At 70.3% G+C, this 18,530-nt stretch carries 18 protein-coding genes, 1 tRNA gene and 2 pseudogenes; 7 read left to right on the top strand and 14 right to left on the bottom strand.

The window, feature by feature from the left end; genetic code table 11:
• Positions 1–2 precede the first annotated feature (2 nt).
• The 5 genes and pseudogenes from GA0074694_RS18500 (at position 3) to GA0074694_RS18480 (ending at position 2,442) form a co-directional block, all read left to right on the top strand.
• Positions 3–344: a PPC domain-containing DNA-binding protein gene (locus GA0074694_RS18500; protein ID WP_091460087.1), complete on the top strand. Its 342-nt coding sequence runs from the start codon at positions 3–5 to the stop codon at positions 342–344.
• A gap of 148 nt (positions 345–492) precedes the next feature.
• Positions 493–1,317, top strand: a complete 825-nt coding sequence (locus GA0074694_RS18495; protein ID WP_091460085.1) for a class I SAM-dependent methyltransferase — start codon at positions 493–495, stop codon at positions 1,315–1,317.
• Positions 1,318–1,397: 80 nt separating this feature from the next.
• Positions 1,398–1,703 (top strand): annotated as a pseudogene (locus tag GA0074694_RS18490) (SAM-dependent methyltransferase); the annotation flags it as partial.
• A 102-nt stretch (positions 1,704–1,805) separates the two neighbouring features.
• Positions 1,806–2,024: a hypervirulence associated TUDOR domain-containing protein gene (locus GA0074694_RS18485; RefSeq protein ID WP_088982992.1), complete on the top strand. Its 219-nt coding sequence runs from the start codon at positions 1,806–1,808 to the stop codon at positions 2,022–2,024.
• The gene (locus GA0074694_RS18480; protein ID WP_091460082.1) at positions 2,011–2,442 is read left to right on the top strand and encodes a DUF3140 domain-containing protein; all 432 of its coding nucleotides are present in this window, start codon (positions 2,011–2,013) and stop codon (positions 2,440–2,442) included. The genes GA0074694_RS18485 and GA0074694_RS18480 overlap by 14 nt, the downstream gene beginning before the upstream one ends.
• Before the next feature lie 127 nt (positions 2,443–2,569).
• Here GA0074694_RS18480 and polA read toward each other — a convergent pair whose 3' ends face one another.
• From polA to GA0074694_RS33005, 10 genes are all read right to left on the bottom strand, one after another.
• On the bottom strand, positions 2,570–5,269 hold the full coding sequence (polA, locus tag GA0074694_RS18475) for a DNA polymerase I (RefSeq protein WP_091460079.1): 2,700 nt from the start codon (positions 5,267–5,269) through the stop codon (positions 2,570–2,572).
• Positions 5,270–5,368: 99 nt separating this feature from the next.
• Positions 5,369–6,121, bottom strand: a complete 753-nt coding sequence (locus tag GA0074694_RS18470; RefSeq protein ID WP_091463376.1) for an amino acid ABC transporter ATP-binding protein — start codon at positions 6,119–6,121, stop codon at positions 5,369–5,371.
• Between the two features lie 37 nt (positions 6,122–6,158).
• Positions 6,159–7,142: an amino acid ABC transporter permease gene (locus tag GA0074694_RS18465; RefSeq protein WP_091460077.1), complete on the bottom strand. Its 984-nt coding sequence runs from the start codon at positions 7,140–7,142 to the stop codon at positions 6,159–6,161.
• 3 nt (positions 7,143–7,145) lie between these two features.
• The gene (locus GA0074694_RS18460) at positions 7,146–8,054 is read right to left on the bottom strand and encodes an ABC transporter substrate-binding protein (RefSeq protein ID WP_091460075.1); all 909 of its coding nucleotides are present in this window, start codon (positions 8,052–8,054) and stop codon (positions 7,146–7,148) included.
• Positions 8,055–8,089: 35 nt separating this feature from the next.
• Positions 8,090–8,800, bottom strand: coding sequence for an ABC transporter ATP-binding protein (locus GA0074694_RS18455; RefSeq protein WP_091460073.1), 711 nt, complete (start codon positions 8,798–8,800; stop codon positions 8,090–8,092).
• On the bottom strand, positions 8,790–9,572 hold the full coding sequence (locus GA0074694_RS18450; RefSeq protein WP_198501252.1) for an ABC transporter ATP-binding protein: 783 nt from the start codon (positions 9,570–9,572) through the stop codon (positions 8,790–8,792). The genes GA0074694_RS18455 and GA0074694_RS18450 overlap by 11 nt, the downstream gene beginning before the upstream one ends.
• Before the next feature lie 55 nt (positions 9,573–9,627).
• The gene (locus GA0074694_RS18445) at positions 9,628–10,737 is read right to left on the bottom strand and encodes a branched-chain amino acid ABC transporter permease (protein ID WP_091460069.1); all 1,110 of its coding nucleotides are present in this window, start codon (positions 10,735–10,737) and stop codon (positions 9,628–9,630) included.
• Positions 10,734–11,684 carry a branched-chain amino acid ABC transporter permease gene (locus GA0074694_RS18440; RefSeq protein ID WP_091460066.1) on the bottom strand — a complete coding sequence of 317 codons (951 nt, stop codon included), beginning with the start codon at positions 11,682–11,684 and terminating at the stop codon, positions 10,734–10,736. Before GA0074694_RS18440 ends, GA0074694_RS18445 begins: the two co-directional genes overlap by 4 nt.
• Before the next feature lie 106 nt (positions 11,685–11,790).
• Positions 11,791–12,951, bottom strand: coding sequence for a branched-chain amino acid ABC transporter substrate-binding protein (locus GA0074694_RS18435; protein ID WP_091460064.1), 1,161 nt, complete (start codon positions 12,949–12,951; stop codon positions 11,791–11,793).
• A 261-nt stretch (positions 12,952–13,212) separates the two neighbouring features.
• Complete coding sequence (locus tag GA0074694_RS33005) at positions 13,213–13,458, bottom strand: hypothetical protein (RefSeq protein ID WP_245714789.1); 246 nt, start codon at positions 13,456–13,458, stop codon at positions 13,213–13,215.
• Positions 13,459–13,494: 36 nt separating this feature from the next.
• Between GA0074694_RS33005 and GA0074694_RS33000 the strand changes: the two genes are divergently transcribed.
• Positions 13,495–13,977 (top strand): hypothetical protein, encoded by a 483-nt coding sequence (locus GA0074694_RS33000; RefSeq protein ID WP_245714788.1) that lies wholly within the window; start codon positions 13,495–13,497, stop codon positions 13,975–13,977.
• A gap of 358 nt (positions 13,978–14,335) precedes the next feature.
• Here GA0074694_RS33000 and GA0074694_RS18425 read toward each other — a convergent pair whose 3' ends face one another.
• Positions 14,336–14,956, bottom strand: a complete 621-nt coding sequence (locus tag GA0074694_RS18425; RefSeq protein WP_091460062.1) for an ANTAR domain-containing response regulator — start codon at positions 14,954–14,956, stop codon at positions 14,336–14,338.
• 83 nt (positions 14,957–15,039) lie between these two features.
• Here GA0074694_RS18425 and GA0074694_RS18420 point away from each other — a divergent pair.
• A tRNA-Leu gene (locus GA0074694_RS18420) sits at positions 15,040–15,122 on the top strand.
• A 389-nt stretch (positions 15,123–15,511) separates the two neighbouring features.
• Here GA0074694_RS18420 and GA0074694_RS18410 read toward each other — a convergent pair.
• From GA0074694_RS18410 to GA0074694_RS18400, 3 genes and pseudogenes are all read right to left on the bottom strand, one after another.
• Positions 15,512–16,661: pseudogene (locus GA0074694_RS18410) on the bottom strand (RNA polymerase sigma factor).
• A 90-nt stretch (positions 16,662–16,751) separates the two neighbouring features.
• Positions 16,752–17,093, bottom strand: a complete 342-nt coding sequence (locus GA0074694_RS18405; RefSeq protein WP_091460060.1) for a YciI family protein — start codon at positions 17,091–17,093, stop codon at positions 16,752–16,754.
• Between the two features lie 170 nt (positions 17,094–17,263).
• Entirely contained in the window at positions 17,264–18,454 is a 1,191-nt protein-coding gene (locus GA0074694_RS18400; protein ID WP_091463375.1) for a trans-sulfuration enzyme family protein, read from the bottom strand.
• Positions 18,455–18,530: the final 76 nt, after the last annotated feature.

The raw sequence follows: 18,530 nt of genomic DNA, 5'->3' as shown, positions 1-18,530 counted from the left end.
ATATGAAGCTGTTGCGCGTCAAGCCCGGTGAAGAGGTAATCGAGACGCTGACCAGACGGGCCGCAGAAGAGGGGATAACGAATGGCGCTATCGTTTCGCTGATCGGCGCTGTCGATGAGTGTGCAATCAGCAACATGCTCGCGGGCGACGCGGGCACGGACATCGTCAACGAGTACCGTCAGCCGCTTGAGCTGAGCGGCACGGGAGAAATCCGGGATGGCAAAGTCCATGTGCATGTAGTCCTCGGTCAAGAGGGCGACAAGGCACTTGCCGGCCACCTGCACCGAGCACGGGTCGAAACCTTCTTCGTGCACGCATACACGATCGCTCTGGAGGAGGGGTAAGGAGCGGGTCACCGGCCGTGAGCGGCGATGGCTCAGGGTGTCACCCAAGCTGACGCTGCGCGAGCAGGGGCGGGCCTGAACGAACCGCCCCCTGCCCGTCTTGACACCCGCCGCTTTCCCGGTTACTGCGATCCGTACCGTTACAAGCATGACCGAGCCCCCAACGCCCCCCGAACCCGTCGTCAGTCGCCGTACGGTGTCCGACGCAGAGGGCAGGGCGGCGAGCCGACGTTGGTGGGACGAGGACGCCGACAGCTACCAGGCGGAGCACGGCGCATTCCTGGGGGATGTCGACCTGGTGTGGTGTCCCGAGGGCCTACGCGAAGCAGACGTCCGGCTCCTCGGCGACGTCAAGGGAACTCGGGTCCTGGAGATCGGCTGCGGTGCGGCTGCGGGCTCGCGGTGGCTGGACGGCCAAGGGGCCGACGTGACAGCTCTAGACCTGTCTGCTGGCATGTTGCGGCATGCCAGACTGGCCGCCGACCGCTCGGGCGTACATGTGCCGCTCATACAAGCCGACGCCCTAGCGATGCCGTTCCGGGCAGACACGTTCGACACGGTGCATACCGCGTTCGGCGCTGTGCCGTTCGTCGCAGACTCCGAGGCACTCATGCGCGAAGTGTTCCGGGTGCTGCGCCCCGGCGGAGCGTGGGTCTTTGCCGTTACTCACCCCATTCGCTGGATTTTCTTGGACGACCCCGGCGAGGCTGGCCTGACCGCTGTACACTCCTACTTCGACCGCCGCCCGTACATCGAACAGGATTCGGCAGGGGTGCCCTCCTACATCGAGGCGCACCGCACCTTTGGCGACCGGGTCCGAGAACTGACGGCCGCCGGCTTCATTCTCTGTGACGTAGTTGAACCGGAGTGGCCGCCAGGACACGAAGAGGTGTGGGGCCAGTGGAGTCCGATACGCGGTCGGCTGTTCCCGGGCACCGCCATCTTCGTGGCCCGTCGTCCAGCCGCGCCGTAACCCAGGCGCGAGGTACGGCGGGACGTATGGCGAGTGGGCATCCCAGGCGCGAGCAGGCGTTATTGATGTAGCAAGATCACACCCACTTGATGCGCTGGATCTTCTACGACGACCCGGGCGAGGGCGGGCTGACCGCCGTCCACTCCTACTTCGACCGCTCCCCTTACGTGGAGCAGGACGAGGAGGGCGTCGCGACCTACGTCGAGCAGCACCGCACCCTCGGTGACCGGGTCCGTGAGCTGGTCGGCGCCGGGTTCCGCCTGATCGACCTGGTCGAACCGGAGTGGCCGGAGGGGCACGAGGGGATCTGGGGTCAGTGGAGCCCGCTGCGCGGGCGGCTCTTCCCCGGCACCGCCATCTTCGTCGCCGAGAAACCCACGAGCTGACCAACGGTTCGACACCGGGCCGCCGGGCCGCCGGACCGCCGTGATCACGCCCTGACACCGGCGGCCCGGTTTCCCGGCACCGGCGCCGGGTACCCGGCGGGCATGGCCGACAGGGAGTTCCGCGAGGGCGACCACGTCTCCTGGGCCAGCCACAGCGGCCGGGCCCACGGCGTGGTCAAGGAGAAGCTGACCGACCGGACGCACGTACGGGGACACGCGGTGAACGCGTCCCCGGAGCATCCGCAGTACCGCATCCGCAACGACGACTCGGGCCGGGACGTCGCACACAAGCCGGAGGCGCTGCGCCATGAAGAACGATGAGCAGGACCGGGACACCTACCGGGAGTTCACCGAGGCGGTGAACATGTCACCCACCGAACTCTCCCGCTGGCTGGAGACCGAGGAGTCCAAGCACGTCGGCTGGCACAAGGAGGGCACCAAGGGCGGCGAGTCGGTCGGCCACGACTCCGGCCGGAAGATCGTCAACCTGCTGCGACGCAAACGCTCCGAGCTGTCGGAGGCCGACCTCAAACACATGCGCAAGGTCGTCGGCTACGTCCACCGGCACATGGCCCAGCGTCCCTCCGGCGACGTCCGTGACACGAAGTGGCGGTACTCGCTGATGAACTGGGGCCACGACCCGCTCAAGGAGCCGCTGCCGCCACCCGGCGGCCCGTCCCGCCGCGCTCTGGAGCGCCACGGCGCCCCGCCCAAGTCCCGCGGCGGCCCGGCCGGCTAGCCCCAGCCCAGAACCCCTGGCCCCCACCGATCATGGAGCCGAGGCACGTGATTGGTGGCGATTGCGCGGTTCGGGCAGTGCCGGAAGTCCATGATCGACCGGGCGGTGGGGGCGCGGGACGAGGGCGTCAGTGGCCGGCGCTGTTCCAGTCCCGGCCGTCGCCCACCGACACCTCCAGCGGCACCGAGAGCGGGTAAGCCCCGCCCATCTCCCGCCGCACCAGCGCCTCCAGCGCCTCCCGCTCGCCGGGTGCCACCTCGAAGACCAGTTCGTCGTGCACCTGCAACAGCATCCGCGAGCGCAGCCCGGCGTCCCGCAGCGCCGTGTCGACGTGCAGCATGGCGAGCTTGATGATGTCGGCCGCGGACCCCTGGATCGGGGCGTTGAGCGCCATCCGCTCGGCCATTTCCCGGCGCTGCCGGTTGTCGCTGACCAGGTCGGGCAGGTACCGGCGACGGCCCAGCACGGTGGAGGTGTAGCCGTCCTGGCGGGCCTTGTCGACCACGGTGCGCAGGTAGTCGCGGACGCCACCGAACCCGGCGAAGTAGTTCTCCATCAGGCCCCGGGCCTCCTCGGCGGTGATCCCGAGCTGCTGGGCGAGACCGAACGCGCTGAGCCCGTACGCCAGGCCGTAGTTCATCGCCTTGATCTTGCGCCGCTGGTCGGCGGTGACCTCCCCGACCGGTACGCCGAACACCGACGAGGCGGTGGCCGCGTGGAAGTCGGCCCCGGAGTTGAACGCGTCGATCAAGGCGTCGTCGGCGGAGAGGTGCGCCATGATCCGCATCTCGATCTGGCTGTAGTCGGCGGTGAGCAGGCAGTCGTACCCCTCGCCGACCACGAACGCCCGGCGGATCCGCCGCCCCTCCTCGGTGCGGATGGGGATGTTCTGGAGGTTCGGCTCGGTGGAGGAGAGCCGGCCGGTCGCGGCCACCGTCTGGTTGAAGGTGGTGTGGATCCGGTCGTCGTCGGAGACCGACTTGAGCAGGCCGTCGACGGTCGACTTCAGCTTGGCGACGTCCCGGTGCCGCAGCAGGTGCGCCAGGACCGGGTGCTGGGTCTGCGCGAAGAGCCACTGGAGGGCGTCCGCGTCGGTGGTGTACCCGGTCTTGATCTTCTTCGTCTTGGGCAGGCCCAGCTCGCCGAAGAGGATCTCCTGGAGCTGCTTCGGCGAGCCGAGGTTGAACTCCCGCCCGATCTCGGCGTACGCGGCCTGCGCGGCCCCCTTCACCTCACCGGCGAAGTGCGCCTCCAGCTCGTGCAGGTAGTCGGTGTCGGCGGCGATGCCGATCCGCTCCATCGCGGCCAGCACCCGCATCAGCGGCAGCTCCACCCCGGCCATCAACCGGGCGGACTGCTCGCCGTCGCGGGACAGCTCGGCGTCGATCGCGTCGGCCAGGTCCAGGGTGGCCCGCGCCTGGAGCATGAGGTTCTGCTCGGCGGCCCCGTCGTCACCGAAGCCGTCCAGGGTGAGCTGGCCGTTCTCCGGGGCGTCCACCCGCAGCTCCCGGTGCAGGTAACGCAGCGCCAGGTCGGTGAGGTCGTACGAGCGCTGGTCGGGACGGGCCAGGTAGGCGGCGATCTGGGTGTCCCGGTGGATGCCGGCGAGTTCCCAGCCGTGCGCCGCGAAGGCCAGCACCGCCGGCTTGCTGTCGTGCAGCACCTTGGGCCGGGCGGCGTCACCGAGCCAGGCGGCCAGCGCCGACTCGTCGGCCGGCGTCAGGCGGGCCGGGTCGCACCAGGCCGCCGCGCCCGCCCCGGTGGCCAGGGCCAGGCCGACGACCGAGGCGGTGTGCCGGCGGTTCGGGCCGGTGTCGAGCTTGACCGCCATCCCGACCGGGACGTCGGCCGACGCGTGGTTGCCCAGCCACCCGGCCAGGGCACCCGGCCCGGTGAGCAGCTCGCCGGTCAGCTCGAAGCCGGCCTCGGCCTCCGGCTCGACCGCTTCCAGGTACTGGTAGAGCCGGTCGCGCAGGATGCGGAACTGGAGCGTGTCGAAGACCTGGTGCACGGCCTCCCGGTCCCAGCCGGTCCAGCGGGCGTCCTCGGGGCGCAGCGGCAGGTCGAGGTCGGCGACCAGGCAGTTGAGGTCGTAGTTGCGGAGCACGTCGGCGAGCCGCTCCCGCAGGTTGTCGCCGGCCTTGCCCTTGATCTGGTCGGCGTGCGCGACGACCCCCTCCACCCCGCCGTACAGGTTGATCCACTTGGCGGCGGTCTTCGGGCCGACGCCGGGGACGCCGGGGAGGTTGTCGCTGGTCTCGCCGACCAGCGCGGCGAGGTCGCGGTAGCGCTCGGGGCGGACGCCGTACTTCGCCTCGACCGCGTCGGCGTCCATCCGGGCCAGGTCGGAGACGCCCTTGCGGGGATAGAGCACGGTGATGTGGTCGTCGACGAGTTGGAAGGCGTCCCGGTCGCCGGTGGAGATCAGCACCGACATGCCCTGGTCCCGGGCCTGACAGGCGAGGGTGGCGATGACGTCGTCGGCCTCGTACCCCTCCTTCTCCACCACCGGGACGCGCAGCGCGGCGAGGACCTCCTTGACCAGGCTGACCTGGCCGGCGAAGTCGGCCGGGGTCTCGCTGCGACCGGCCTTGTACTCGGCGTACTTCTCGGTGCGGAAGGAACGACGGGAGACGTCGAAGGTGACCACGATGTGGGTGGGCTGCTCGTCGCGGAGCACGTTGATCAGCATCGAGGTGAAGCCGTAGACCGCGTTTGTCGGCTGCCCGGTCGTGGTGGAGAAGTTCTCTACCGGCAGGGCGAAGAAGGCCCGGTAGGCCAGGGAGTGGCCGTCGACGAGGAGCAGGCGCGGGGTCGTAGCTGTCACGGAGGCGACTCTAGCCCGTACCCCCGACAGCGCCCGGTGCGACCGGCCCGCCGCGTGCTGCGGGCGCCGCGGCGGTCGGTTCCCGCCGCGGCACCCGCGTCACAGCACCCGGGCCAGGAAGTCCCGCGTGCGGTTGTGCCGGGGGTTGGCCAGCACCTCCCGGGGTGGACCGGACTCGACCACCACGCCGCCGTCCATGAAGACCAGCGAGTCGCCGACCTCGCGGGCGAAGCCGATCTCGTGGGTCACCACGATCATCGTCATGCCGTCGCGGGCGAGGCCCTTCATCACGTCCAGCACCTCACCGACCAGTTCCGGGTCGAGCGCGCTGGTCGGCTCGTCGAAGAGCATCAGCTTCGGCCGCATGGCCAGTGCCCGGGCGATCGCCACCCGCTGCTGCTGGCCGCCGGAGAGCTGACCCGGGTAGTTGCCGAGCTTGTCGCCCAGGCCGACCCGGTCCAGCAGGGCGGCGGCGCGCTCCCGGGCCGCCGCCTTCTTCTCCCGGCCCAGCTGCACCGGGGCCTCGATGACGTTCTCCAGGACGGTCATGTGCGGGAAGAGGTTGAACCGCTGGAAGACCATGCCGATGGCGCGGCGCTGGGCGGCGACCTCCTTCTCCCGCATCTCGTGCAGCTTGCCGCCCCGCTCCCGGTAGCCGATCAGCTCGCCGTCCACCCAGATCCGGCCGGCGTTGATCTTCTCCAGGTGGTTGATGCAGCGCAGGAAGGTGGACTTCCCGGAGCCGGACGGCCCGAGCAGGCAGCACACCTCGCCCGAGCGCACCTCCAGGTCGATGCCCTTGAGCACCTCGATCGACCCGAACGACTTGTGCACCTGCTCGGCCCGGACCATCAGGTCCGGCGCCCCGGCCGATGTCTTCGCGGTCGGCTCAGTCACCCTGCACCACCTCCCCGGTCCGGCCGCCGGTCTCGGCGGTCACCCCGCGCAGCGTGGTCTTCGCCCGGGCGCTGCGGCCGACGCCCCGGGAGAAGTGCCGTTCCAGGTAGTACTGCCCGACCAGCAGCACGCTGGTGAGCAGCAGATACCACAGGCACGCCGCGACGTACATCGGGAAGACCTGGAAGGTCCGGGTGCCGACGCCCTTGAGCTGGAAGAACAGCTCGGTGGAGACCGGCACGAACGCCACCAGCGAGGTGTCCTTGAGCATCGCGATGGTCTCGTTGCCGGTCGGCGGGATGATCACCCGCATCGCCTGGGGCAGCACGATCCGGCGCAGGATCTGCGAGCGGCGCAGGCCGAGCGCCTGGGCGGCCTCGGTCTGCCCCTCGTCGACGGACTGGATGCCGGCCCGGACGATCTCCGCCATGTACGCCGCCTCCGAGAGACCGAGCGCCAACATGCCGGCGACGAGACCGGTGAGGATGTCGACGGCGGAAAAGCCGAAGAGCCGCGCCTCGAAGTCGTCCACGCCGAAGAGCGCGCCGAGCTGCCGGTCGAAGGGGAGCCCGACCTCGATCCGCGACCAGAGGATGCCCAAATTGCCGAAGAGGATCGCCAGCACCAGGCGCGGCACCGCCCGGAAGAACCAGGTGTAGACCCAGGAGACCCCGCGCAGGATCGGGTTCTCCGAGAGCCGCATGATCGCGATGACGATGCCGAGCCCCACGCCGATCAGCATCGCCAGCACGGTCAGCGCGATGGTGCCCCGCAGCCCCTCGATGATCGGCGGACGGAACATCTCGTCGACCATGAACGACCAGTTGAACGCCTTGTTCGTCACCAGCAGGTGCACGAACATGGCGACCAGCACCCCGATGACGAAGACCGCGATCCATCGTCCGGGACGCCGCACGGGCACGGCGCGGATGGGTTCCGGCCGTGCCCGCTCGGATGGTTCGGTTCCGACCGACATGGATCAGCTGGTCGGGTTCAGTGCCGAGGTGGTGATGCCGCCGCCCTCGACGCCCCACTTCTTCAGGGCCGCCTCGTACGTGCCGTCGGCGATGACCGCCTGCACGGCCTCCTTCAGCACCTCGGCGAAGGCCTGCTGCTGCCTGTTGACCGCGTAGCCGTACGGGGCCGACTCGTAGATGTCCCCGACCAGCTGGAGCTGACCGTTGCTCTGCTTCACCGCGTACGCCACGGCGGGCGAGTCGGCGAGCATCGCGTCGTTCTTGCCGCTGACCACGGCGGCGGTCGCGTCACTCTGCCCCTGGTACTGGTCGATGGTGATCGCCGGCTTGCCGGCGTCGGTGCACTTCTTCGACCGGGCCTTGAGGTCGTCCACCTGGACCGCACCGGTCTGCACGGCGACCTTCTTGCCGCAGGCGTTCTCGATGTCGATCGTGGCGCCGGCCTTGGCCAGCCACTGGGTGCCGGCCGAGTAGTAGCTGACCATGTGCACGCTCTGCACGCGCTCGGCGTTGATGGTGAACGACGAGACACCGATCTCGTACTTGCCCGACGAGACGGCGGGCAGGATCGCGTCGAACGGGGCGGACTCGTACTCGGCCTTCAGGCCGAGCTTCTGGGCCACCGCGTTGAACAGGTCGATGTCGAAGCCGATCACCGTCTTGCCGTCGGTGTCGAGGTACTCCGCCGGGGCGTAGGTGGAGTCGGTGCCGACCTTGATCACGCCGTCGGCCTTGATGGCGTCCGGCACCTTGCCGGCCAGGGCCGCGTCGACCGACGAGGTGACCGAGGGGCCGGCACCGGGCTCGTTCCCCGTCTCCTCCTTCTCGCCACAGGCGGCGAGCGGAAGGGCGAGCAGCACCGCGCCGGTGGCGCCGAGCAGCGCGCGGCGGCCTCCGTTGGTCCTGAACATGTGTGGGCTCCTTGGAATGAGGGGTGACGGGCCGGTCAGGCCACGCCGAGGTACGCCTCTTTGACGGCCGGGTCGTGCAGGAGTTCGGCGCCGGTGCCGCTCTTGACGATCCGGCCGGTCTCCAGCACGTACGCGCGGTGCGCCCGGGCCAGGGCCTGCTGCGCGTTCTGCTCCACGAGCAGGATGGTGGTGCCCTGCTGGTTGATCTCCGTGATGATGGAGAAGATCTGCTGGATCAGCATCGGGGCCAGACCCATCGACGGCTCGTCCAGCAGCAGCAGCTTCGGCCGGCTCATCAGCGCCCGCCCCACGGCCAGCATCTGCTGCTCACCGCCGGAGAGCGTGCCGCCGGCCTGCTTGCGCCGCTCGGCCAGGCGCGGGAACAACTCCAGCACCCGCTTCAGGTCCTGCGCGATCCCGGCCCGGTCCCGGCGGGTGTACGCCCCCATGTCCAGGTTCTCCAGCACCGTCATGCCCGGAAAGATGCCCCGGCCCTCCGGCGCCTGGCAGAGGCCGCGTCGCACCCGCAGGTCGGCACGGAGCTTGGAGATGTCCTCGCCGTTGAACCGGATGCTCCCGGACGCGATCGGCCGGATGCCCGAGATGGCCCGCATGGTGGTCGTCTTGCCGGCGCCGTTGGCCCCGATCAACGCGACGACCTCGCCCTCGTCGACGGTCAGGCTGATGCCGTGCAGCGCCTTGATCCGCCCGTAGAGCAGGCTCATGTCCTCGATCTCAAGCAGCATCGTCCGGTACCCCCAGGTACGCCGCGATCACCTTCGGGTTGTCCCGCACCTCGGCGGGGAGCCCCTCGGCGATCTTCTTCCCGAACTCCAGCACCACGATCCGGTCGGTGACCCCCATGACCAGGCGCATGTCGTGCTCGATCAGCAGGACGGTCACGCCCTGGTCCCGGATCTGCCGGATGAGCTGGAGCAGCTCCTCCTTCTCCGCCGGGTTGAACCCGGCGGCGGGCTCGTCCAGGCAGAGCAGCACCGGGTCGGTGGCCAGCGCCCGGGCGATCTCCAACCGCCGCTGCTCGCCGTAGGAGAGGTTGCGGGCGTACTCGTGCAGCCGGTGCGGGATGCCGACGAACTCCAGCAGCCGCTGGGCCTTCTCGCGTCCCTCGCGCTCCTCCCGGCGGTGCCGGGGCAGCCGGAACAGCGCCGAGATCACGCTGGTCTTGTGGTGCGCGTCCGCCCCGACCTGCACGTTCTCCAGGGCGGTCATCTCCGGGAACAGGCGGATGTTCTGGAACGTCCGCGCCATGCCCATCTGGGTGATCTGGTGCCGCTTCTTGCCACTGATCTTCTCGCCCCGGAACCGGATCTGCCCCTCGGTGGGCTGGTAGATGCCGGTCATCGCGTTGAAGCAGGTGGTCTTGCCCGCGCCGTTGGGGCCGATCAGGCCGAGGATCTCACCCTTGTAGAGGGTGAAGTCGACCTTGTCCAGCGCCACCACGCCGCCGAAGCGGAGCGTGACGTTGTCGACCTCCAGCAGCGGCTCGCGGTTCTTCATCGTCTCGGCGGCCGGAGCGGTCGCCTGCGCCGGCACGACCGGCTTCTGCTCGATCTCACTCACCGACGGTCACCTCCTTGCGGCGGTCCTTGAACTCCGCCGCTCGTCGTCGGTTCGGGATCAGACCCTCCGGCCGGAAGATCATCATGATGACGAGGACCAGGCCGAAGAAGAGGAACCGGTACTCGTACAGCTCGACACCGAACAGCTCGATGCCCCGGAACCGCTCGATCATGTACGCGACCAGGCCGCCACCGACGATGGCCCCGAAGATGTTCCCCGAGCCACCGAAGATCACCGCCGCCAGGATGATGATCGAGTTGAGCAGCTCGAAGTTCTGCGAGTTGACGAAGTTCTGCTTACCGGCGAAGAGCGCCCCGGCCAAACCGGCGATGGCCGCGCCCGCGGCGAACGCCCACAGCTTGAACTTGAACGTCGGCACGCCCATCAGCTGGGCCGCGTCCTCGTCCTCCCGGATCGACACCCAGGCCCGGCCGACCCGGCTGCGCTCCAGGTTCCGCACCCCGATGACCACCAGGATGATCAGGGTCAGCACCAGCCAGTAGTACGGTCGCGCGTCCAGCACGCCGAAGAACGGCTTGCCGTCGGCGTACTTGCCCGGCGGGTGCGGGATCTGGTTGAAGCCCCGCTGCCCCTTGAGGAACTCCGAGCTGACCGCGGCGATCCGGATCATCTCCGCGAACCCGAGGGTCACGATCGCCAGGTAGTCACCGCGCAGCCGCAGGGTGGGGGTGCCGAGCATCACGCCGGAGAGCATGGTCAACGCGATCGCGAGCGGCACGGCGAGCAGCCACGGCCAGAGCGTCTTCAGGTCGCTGGTCGGCGAGGTCAGCACCGCCACCGTGTACGCGCCCACGGCGAAGAAGCCGAAGTAACCGAGGTCCAGCAGGCCGGCGAAACCGACCACGATGTTCAGACCGACGGCCAGCAGCACGTAGATCGAGACGGTGAAGAGCACCTGGGTGAAGTTCGAGCCCGTGGTCGGGATCGGCCCGAGGTACTGGTAGAACTCCTTGTTCGGCAACGCGTAGAAGAACACGATCACCGCGGCCAGGACCGCCCAGCGCACCCAGCGCGGCATGTCCCGCCAACGTTCCCCGGCCGCCTGACGGCCGGAGCGCACCCGCTCCAGTACGGTCGTCATGCCCGTGCCCTCCCCAGCGATTCACCCAGCAGGCCGGTCGGCCGGAACATCAGCAGCACCACCAGGACGGCGAACGCCGCGAAGTCCTTCCACTCCGAGCCGAACAGGCCCGAGGCGTAGTTCTCCACCACTCCCAGCAGCAGGCCACCGACGAGCGCGCCACGCAGGTTGCCGATCCCGCCCAGCACGGCGGCGGTGAACGCCTTGAGCCCGAGGAGGAAGCCGACACTGTAGGTCAGGTTGCCGATCCGCACGTCGTAGAGCAGGCCGGCGACACCGGCCATCGCGCCGCCGACGATGAAGACCATCAGGATGATCCGGTCCTTGTTGACGCCCATCAGGGCGGCGGTGTTCGGATCCTGGGCCACCGCCCGGATGCCCCGGCCGATCCGGCTCCGGTTGATGAAGAAGTCGAGCGCGATCATCATGGCCAGCGCGGCGACGATCGTCAGGATCTGCACCTTGGTGATCGGCACGCCCGCGACGGAGAGGACCGTGTCGTTCGCGACGATGGTCGGGATGCCCTGCGGCAGCCGGCGGGTGTAGATGCCGAACGCCTCGGCGATCGCGATCGACGCGCCGATCGCGGTGATGAGGAAGGCCAGTGGCGGGGCGTTACGCTGACGCAGCGGCCGGTAGGCCACCCGCTCGATCACCGTGGCGGTCAGGGCGGACGCCGCCGCAGCCGCGAGCATCGCCACCAACAGGTAGAACACGATCGAGCCGAACCCGGTGACCACCGAGTCCTGGTCGAGGCCGAACGCACCCCACGTCCACAGCGCCGCGAAGGCACCCGCGATGAACACCTCGGAGTGGGCGAAGTTGATGAGTCTCAGCACGCCGTACACCAGCGTGTACCCCAGCGCGACCAGGGCGTAGATAGCGCCCTGCGTCAGGCCGGTCGTCGTGAGTTCCCCGAAGTTGGAGAACAGGCCGTCGAAGTCCAAGGGAGGGACGCTCCATCAGGTCTGGAAAGAGTTCGGGTGCGACCGGGAGCGAGCTCCCGGCCGCACCCGCGATCACGAATTCAACCGCTTCAGCAGCGACCGGCCGTCAGGACTTCGGGATCTCCTGGTCCGGGACGACCTTGCCGCCCGTGACCTTGAACGCCCAGACCTTGACCTGCGCCGGGTCCAGCTCGCCACCCTCGACGAACTTGTACGTCGCCGCGACACCCTCGCCGCTGTAGCCCTTCACGAACTCGAGCAGCGCCGGACGGGTCGTCTTGCCCGCCTTGATCCCGGCGAGCAGGATGTTCGCCGCGTCGTACGCGGTGTCGCTGTAGGTGCCGGGCTCGACACCGGTCAGCGCCTTGTACTCCTCCTTGAAGGTGCCCCGCGCCTCGGTGGCCGGCTGGCACGGGCAGGTGAGGATGGTGCCCTCGGCGGCGGCCTGACCGGCGGAGGTGATGTAGGCGGCGTCGTTCACGCCGTCGCCGGCGACCAGCGGCGCGGTGACCCCGGCAGCGGTGAGCTGCTTACGGATCAGACCGGCCTCCTGGTAGTAGCCACCGTAGAAGACCGCCTTCACGCCGGCGGCCTTGACCTTGGTGACCACCGCGGAGAAGTCCGTCTGCTTGCCCTCGCCCTGGACCTTGTCCGAGCCGACGACCACCGGGCCGAGGATCTTCTTGACCTCGTCGGCCAGGCCCGCGCCGTACGCCGACTGGTCGTCGATGACGTAGACCTTGTCGGCCTTCATCACGTTCTTGATGTAGTTGCCGGCCGCCGGGCCCTGGCTGAAGTCGTTGCCGACCGCGCGGAAGAAGGTCTTCCACTTCTGGTCGGCGAGGCTCGGCCGGGTGGCGGACGGGGTGATGGTGACCAGGCCGGCCTCGTTGAACAGCGGGCCGGCGGCCTCGGACTCACCCGAGTAGGCCGGGCCGACGATGCCGAGGAGCTTCGTGTCGTCGATGGCCTTCTGCGCCAGACCGGGCGCCTGGTCCGGGCTGCCCTGGGAGTCGAGGGGAACCAGCTCGACCTTGCAGTCGGGGTTCGCCTTGTTGTACTGCTCGACCGCCAGCTTCACGCCATTGTTCTCGTTGATACCGAGAGCGGCGGAGCTACCGGTCAGTGCGCCGAAGAACGCGATCTTGTTGCCGCACGCGTCCCCACCGGACGCGGTGTCGTCGCTGCCGCTGGAGCACGCGGTGCCACCCGCGACGAGCGCCATCATGGCCACGCCGCCGATCACGCGTGCGAGCTTCTGCCTCAAGGCCCGAACCCTCCTCCGTCCCATGGCCCGAACCACCCGCTTCAAACTGGCTCTTGCGGGGGCGGACGAACCAGACCGTCGTCGCCGGTCTGGGGCGGGACGTTATCCCACGCTGAGCTGTGACGTAAGACCCGGCAGTTGTCGTTGACCGAACCGTTACAGACCGTGGTGAATGAAAGACGGTGGCTGTAAGAGTGGGCGATTCACCGGATTGGCCAGCCGTCCGATCCGTGTGCCCATCGGGCCAACGGCCCGCCCGACCTACCCTCCGGAGCCCTGGACCCGCACCGACCAGACCCGCGACGACGCACCGTCGTCGGACACCAGGACGAGCCGGTCGCCGGCACCCGCCACGGCCATCGCCGAGTCGCCGCCGTCGGGCACCGACGACGGCAATCCCACCGGCCGCCACGATTCGCCCGCGTCCGGCGAGAGGCACATCCCGTACCCGCCGCCGTCCCCGGCCACCGCCACCACCTGCGCCCCGACCACGGCCAGCCCGTCCACCCACGGCACCCCGGGCCCCGCCGCTGCGCCTGCCCCGTGCCGGAGGACGCCGGCAGCATCCACCGGCGCCACGTCACCGCGTCGCCGGACGTCCAGGCCACCGGTAGGAGCGAACCGCCACCGGCAGGCAGGAGGGAACCGGCGACGAACCAACCGGCGGACGGGCCGCCCACCGCGTCGTGGGCGGAGGTACGGCCCCGGCCGTCCCCGGCCAGCTCGGCCACCCCTTCCCGCAGCTCGAACCGGGCGGCGTCGGCCGACGACCAGACCGCCGCGCCGTCCCGGCGGCTGCCCGCGATCAGCCAACCCGCCGGGCCCGCCGTGATCCGGGCCACGTTCACCGCGCGTGGCCCGCCGAACAACTCGAACGGGGCGGTGGTCTCGGTCAGTGACCCGTCCGGCAACTGCCGCCAGGTGCTCGTCCGCGGGTTGCCGTGCGCGCCGCCGCTCTTCGCCCCCAGCAGCGCGACGCGGCCGTCCCGGCAGGCCACCGAGTACAGCACGTGCTGCCGGCCGTAATGTGACTGCGGCAACAACCGCAGCGCCGTCCAGAGCAGACCGTCCGGGCTGGACCAGGCCACCGGCCGGGTGTCACCGGCCGCGTCGGCGACCGCACCACGTACCACCGGTCGGCGCAGGCCACCACGTCACGTACCAGCAACCGACCGGGTGGCCCCGACGGCGCGGGCAGGTTCACCGGCTGCCAGGCGAGCGTCAAGGGCCGGACGGCGGCGTCGTCCGCGTCTCGGCCCGGTGACCGTCCGCAACCGGACGGCAGTACGGCGAGCAGAGCGAACAGCGCCACCGCGCGCCGGCTAGACATGGACGAGATGCTATCGGTCCCGCCCCCGACCCGGTGGTCCCGGCGCCGTCGTGGTCACGACGGCGTCGGCGCCGCCTCACCACCCGAGGTCTCCGCCAGGATCCGCTCGGCGACCTCCTTCATGGTCATCCGGTGGTCCATCGCCGTCCGCTGGATCCACTTGAAGGCCTGCGGCTCGGTCATGTTGTACGTGGTCATCAGCGCACCCTTGGCACGCTCCACCGTCTTGCGGATCTCCAGGCGGTCGGTCAGACCGGCGACCTCGGCCTCCAGCGCGGCGATCTCCGAGTAGCGGGAGAGGGCGATCTCCACCGCCGGCACCAGGTCGCTCTTCTGGAAGGGCTTCACCAGGTACGCCATCGCACCGGCCGCCCGCGCCCGCTCGACCAGGTCGCGCTGGCTGAACGCGGTCAAGATGATCACCGGAGCGATCCGGGCCCCGGCGATCCGCTCGGCCGCCGCCAGGCCGTCCATGATCGGCATCTTGATGTCGAGGATGACGAGGTCGGGCTTGAGTTCCTCGGCGAGCCGGACGGCGGTCTCGCCGTCGCCGGCCTCCCCCACCACCTCGTAGCCCTCCTCGACGAGCATCTCGGCCAGGTCGAGCCGGATCAGCGCCTCATCCTCGGCGATCAACACGCGCCTGCGCGCGGCATCCGTCTGCGTCTCGGCCACCAGCCCAACTCCCACCGTCGATCATCAAACCGCCACCACCCATGTTCTCGCAGAAGCCTAGTCCGGTACAGTTAGGTCCACCCGCCGGGATGGTGGAACGGCATACACGGAAGTCTCAAACACTTCTGCCCGAAAGGGCTTGCGGGTTCGAATCCCGCTCCCGGCACTCCTGTCCTACAGGCGTTCGATGAGGACGCCGTGCACGCTCCCGACGTCCGCGACCGCGCCCGACGGCTCCACCCGTCCGGGCATACGGTCGCCGAGGCCCCACGTGCCGTCGGCCTTCCCTACGCGACCGTGCGGCACCGGTGCAGGGACCGCCATGCGGCGCGTGCTGGCCGGGGCGTTCCAACGCATCCGGAAGCAGGGCTGCGTGGCGGTGCAGGGTTACGCAGCTCACTGGCCGTTCCTGCTGCCGCAGCACGGGCCCGGCAGGAAGCACGAGCGGCCGGATCGTCCTCGCCGACTGGCAACAGGAGACCCCGAAGTCCTGACCGGGTCGGCCCGCACACCGGGCAGGGCGGCGCGCACCCCGCTTCCGCGGAGCCACAGCTGTCAGCAGAGGCCCAGCCGGCCGCGCAGGAACCGGCGCTCGGCGTCGGTGGGGGGCCAGGTCGAGCGCCGTCCGGTAACCGTCCGCCGCCTCCACGGTCCGGCCGGCGCGGCGCAGCAGGTCGGCGCGGGTGGCGTGCAGCAGGTGGTAACCGTCGAGCTGCCCGGTGGCGACGATCGCGTCGACCAGGGGCAGTGCCACCTCCGGCCCGTCGGTCATGCCGACCGCGACCGCCCGGTTCAGGTCCACGATCACGCTCGGGGCGACGCGGGCGAGGTGGTCGTACAGCCCGACGATCTGCGGCCAGTCGGTCTCGGCCGCGACCGGCGCGGTGGCGTGGCACGCCGCGATGGCCGCCTGGATCTGGAACGGCCCGGCGCGCCGGTGGCGCAGGGCACGTTCGCAGAGGGCTGCACCCTCGGCGATCCGGTCCCGATCCCAGCGCGAGCGGTCCTGGTCGGCCAGGGTGACCAGGTCACCGGCGGCGTCGGTACGGGTATCCCGCCGGGCGTCGTGCAGCAGCATCAGGGCGAGCAGGCCGAGGGCCTCGGGTTCGTCGGGCAGCGCGGCGGTCAGCACCCGGGCGAGCCGGATGGCCTCCCGACTCAGCCGGGCCTTCTCCGGGTCGCCGTAGCCGGCGTTGAACAGCAGGTAGAGCACGTGCAGGACGGCAGAGAGCCGATCCGGGAGCAGGTGCGCCGGCGGCACCCGGAACGGGACGCGGGCGTGGGCGATCTTCTGTTTGGCGCGGAAGAGGCGCTGGCCCATGGTGCGTTCCGGCACCAGGAACGCCCGGGCTGTCTCGGCGGTGCTCATGCCGGTCAGGCTGCGCAGGGTCAGCGCCACCTGGGCGTCGAGGTTCAGCGCCGGATGGCAGCAGGTGAAGAGGAGTTCCAGGCGTTCGTCCGGGATGTCGCTGTCGCTGTGGTACGGCGGCGGCTCCGGGCCGGTCGCGGCGATCTGCCGTAGCTTGGCGGCCTCGGTCGACGCGCGGCGCATCCGGTCGATCGCGCGGCGCCGGGCGGTGGTGGTCAGCCAGGCCACCGGCTGGTCGGGTATGCCGGATTCCGGCCATGTCCGCAGGGCCTGGGTGAACGCGTCCTGGGCGCACTCCTCGGCCAGGTGCCAGTCGCCGCCGGTGAGCCGGATCATGGTGGCCACGATCCGGCTTCACGCGTCGGCGTAGATCCCGGCGATGCGTCCGGTCACCTCAGCCGGCACCGGCGTCGTCCGTTTCCGTGGTCACTCCTCGTCATCGGGCCAGAACGGGCGGAGTTCGATTTTCCCTGCCCAGGCCATCGGGTGCCGGGACGCCACCTCGACGGCCTCGTCGAGGTCGGCGCACTCGATGATGTCGAAGCCGGCGATCTGGTCCTTGGTCTCGGCGTACGGGCCGTCGGTCAGCAGGACCTGGCGGTCGCGGACCCGGACGGTGGTGGCGTCGCTGGCCGGTCGGGTCCGGCTACCCATCAGCCGGACACCCCTGCCGTCCATCTCGGTGACCCAGTCGCCGACGTCCGGGGCAGCGTCGTCCGGGCCGGGCTGGTGGTCCGGGTCGGTGCAGACCAGCATCAGGTACCTCATCGGGTGGCCCTCCTCGCGGTGCCGGCGGTGCTCGTGGTGACCGGGTCCATGGTCGCGCTCCTCTCGGTGTTCGTCGACGCGGGGTGACGAACGGGGTTCGTCGGTCCGGTCGACGAGGGTTTCGTCAGGTGGATGACGAACGGGAGGGGCGTTCCACTACCACCGCCGCATCAGAATTTCAGGCCGTCGACCGAGTCGAACGCCTGGGCGAGGTCGGCGCGTAGGTCGTCCGGGTCCTCCAGGCCGACGGAGACGCGCAGCAGTCCGGCGGCCGGGCGGGCGTCCCCCGTGACGGGTCGGTGGGTCAGCGACGCCGGGTGCTGGATCAGGGTGTCCACGCCACCGAGCGAGACGGCGTGGGTGATCAGCCGGCAGGCCCCGGCGACGGCGGAGGCGGCGGGCGCGCCACCGCGTACCTCGAAGGCGAGCAGGCTGCCGGTGCCGTACATCTGGCGGCCGACCAGCCCGGCGGGGTCGGCCACGCTGGGGTGGTGCACCCGGGCGACAGCCGGGTGGCCGGCCAGCCAGGCGGCGAGTTTCTCCGCGCCGGCCTGCTGGGCCCGGACCCGCAACGGGAGGGTCTGGAGGCCACGGTGCAGCAGGTACGCGCCGAGCGGGTGGAGGATCGCGCCGGTGAGGGCCCGGACCTGGCGCAGCCGGGCGGCCCAGGTGCGGTCGCAGGCGACGACCCCGGCGAGGACGTCGCCGTGGCCGCCGATGCTCTTGGTGGCGCTGTGCAGCACGAGGGTGGCGCCGTGCCGGGCCGGTCGTTGGAGGACGGGCGTGGCGACGGTGTTGTCCACCAGCAGCGGCACGGCGCCGGCGGCGGTGGCGAGGGCGGTCAGGTCGACGAGGTCGAGGGTGGGGTTGGCGGGGGTCTCGACGACGACCAGTGCGGTGTCGGGACGTACGGCGGCGGCGACCTCGTCCGGCCGGGCCCAGGTGACCTCGGTGCCGAGCAGCCCGGTGGCGAGCACGTGGTCGGTGCCGCCGTAGAGGGGGCGGACGGCGACGACGTGCCGGTTCCCGTCGCGGGTGGCGGCGAGGAGGGCGGCGGTCAGGGTGGCCACGCCGCTGGCGAAGGCGACGGCGTCGGTGGTGTCCTCGAGTTCGGCCAGGGCGGTCTCGAAGCGGGCGACCGTGGGGTTCCAGAGGCGCTGGTAGACGGCGTTGCCGCCGGCTGGCAGGGAGCCGCCGGCGGCGAAGGTCTCGTACGCGTCACCGCCCTGTTCCACCGAGGGCAGCGGGTTGGTGGTGGAGAGGTCGATGGGCGGCACGTGGACGCCGAGGCCGGCGAGGTCGTCGCGGCCGGCGTGCACGGCCCGGGTGTCCAGGGCGGTCATGGCGGAAGCCTCGAACATCATGGCAATGCAGAGCAAGTGATCCGTAGAAGATTCTGTGTCGCTGCTTGAGCATCGACGGATCTTCGGCGGATCA

This window comes from Micromonospora inyonensis (assembly GCF_900091415.1).
Lineage (GTDB): Bacteria > Actinomycetota > Actinomycetes > Mycobacteriales > Micromonosporaceae > Micromonospora > Micromonospora inyonensis.
This window is presented reverse-complemented; position numbering and strand designations above follow the sequence as displayed.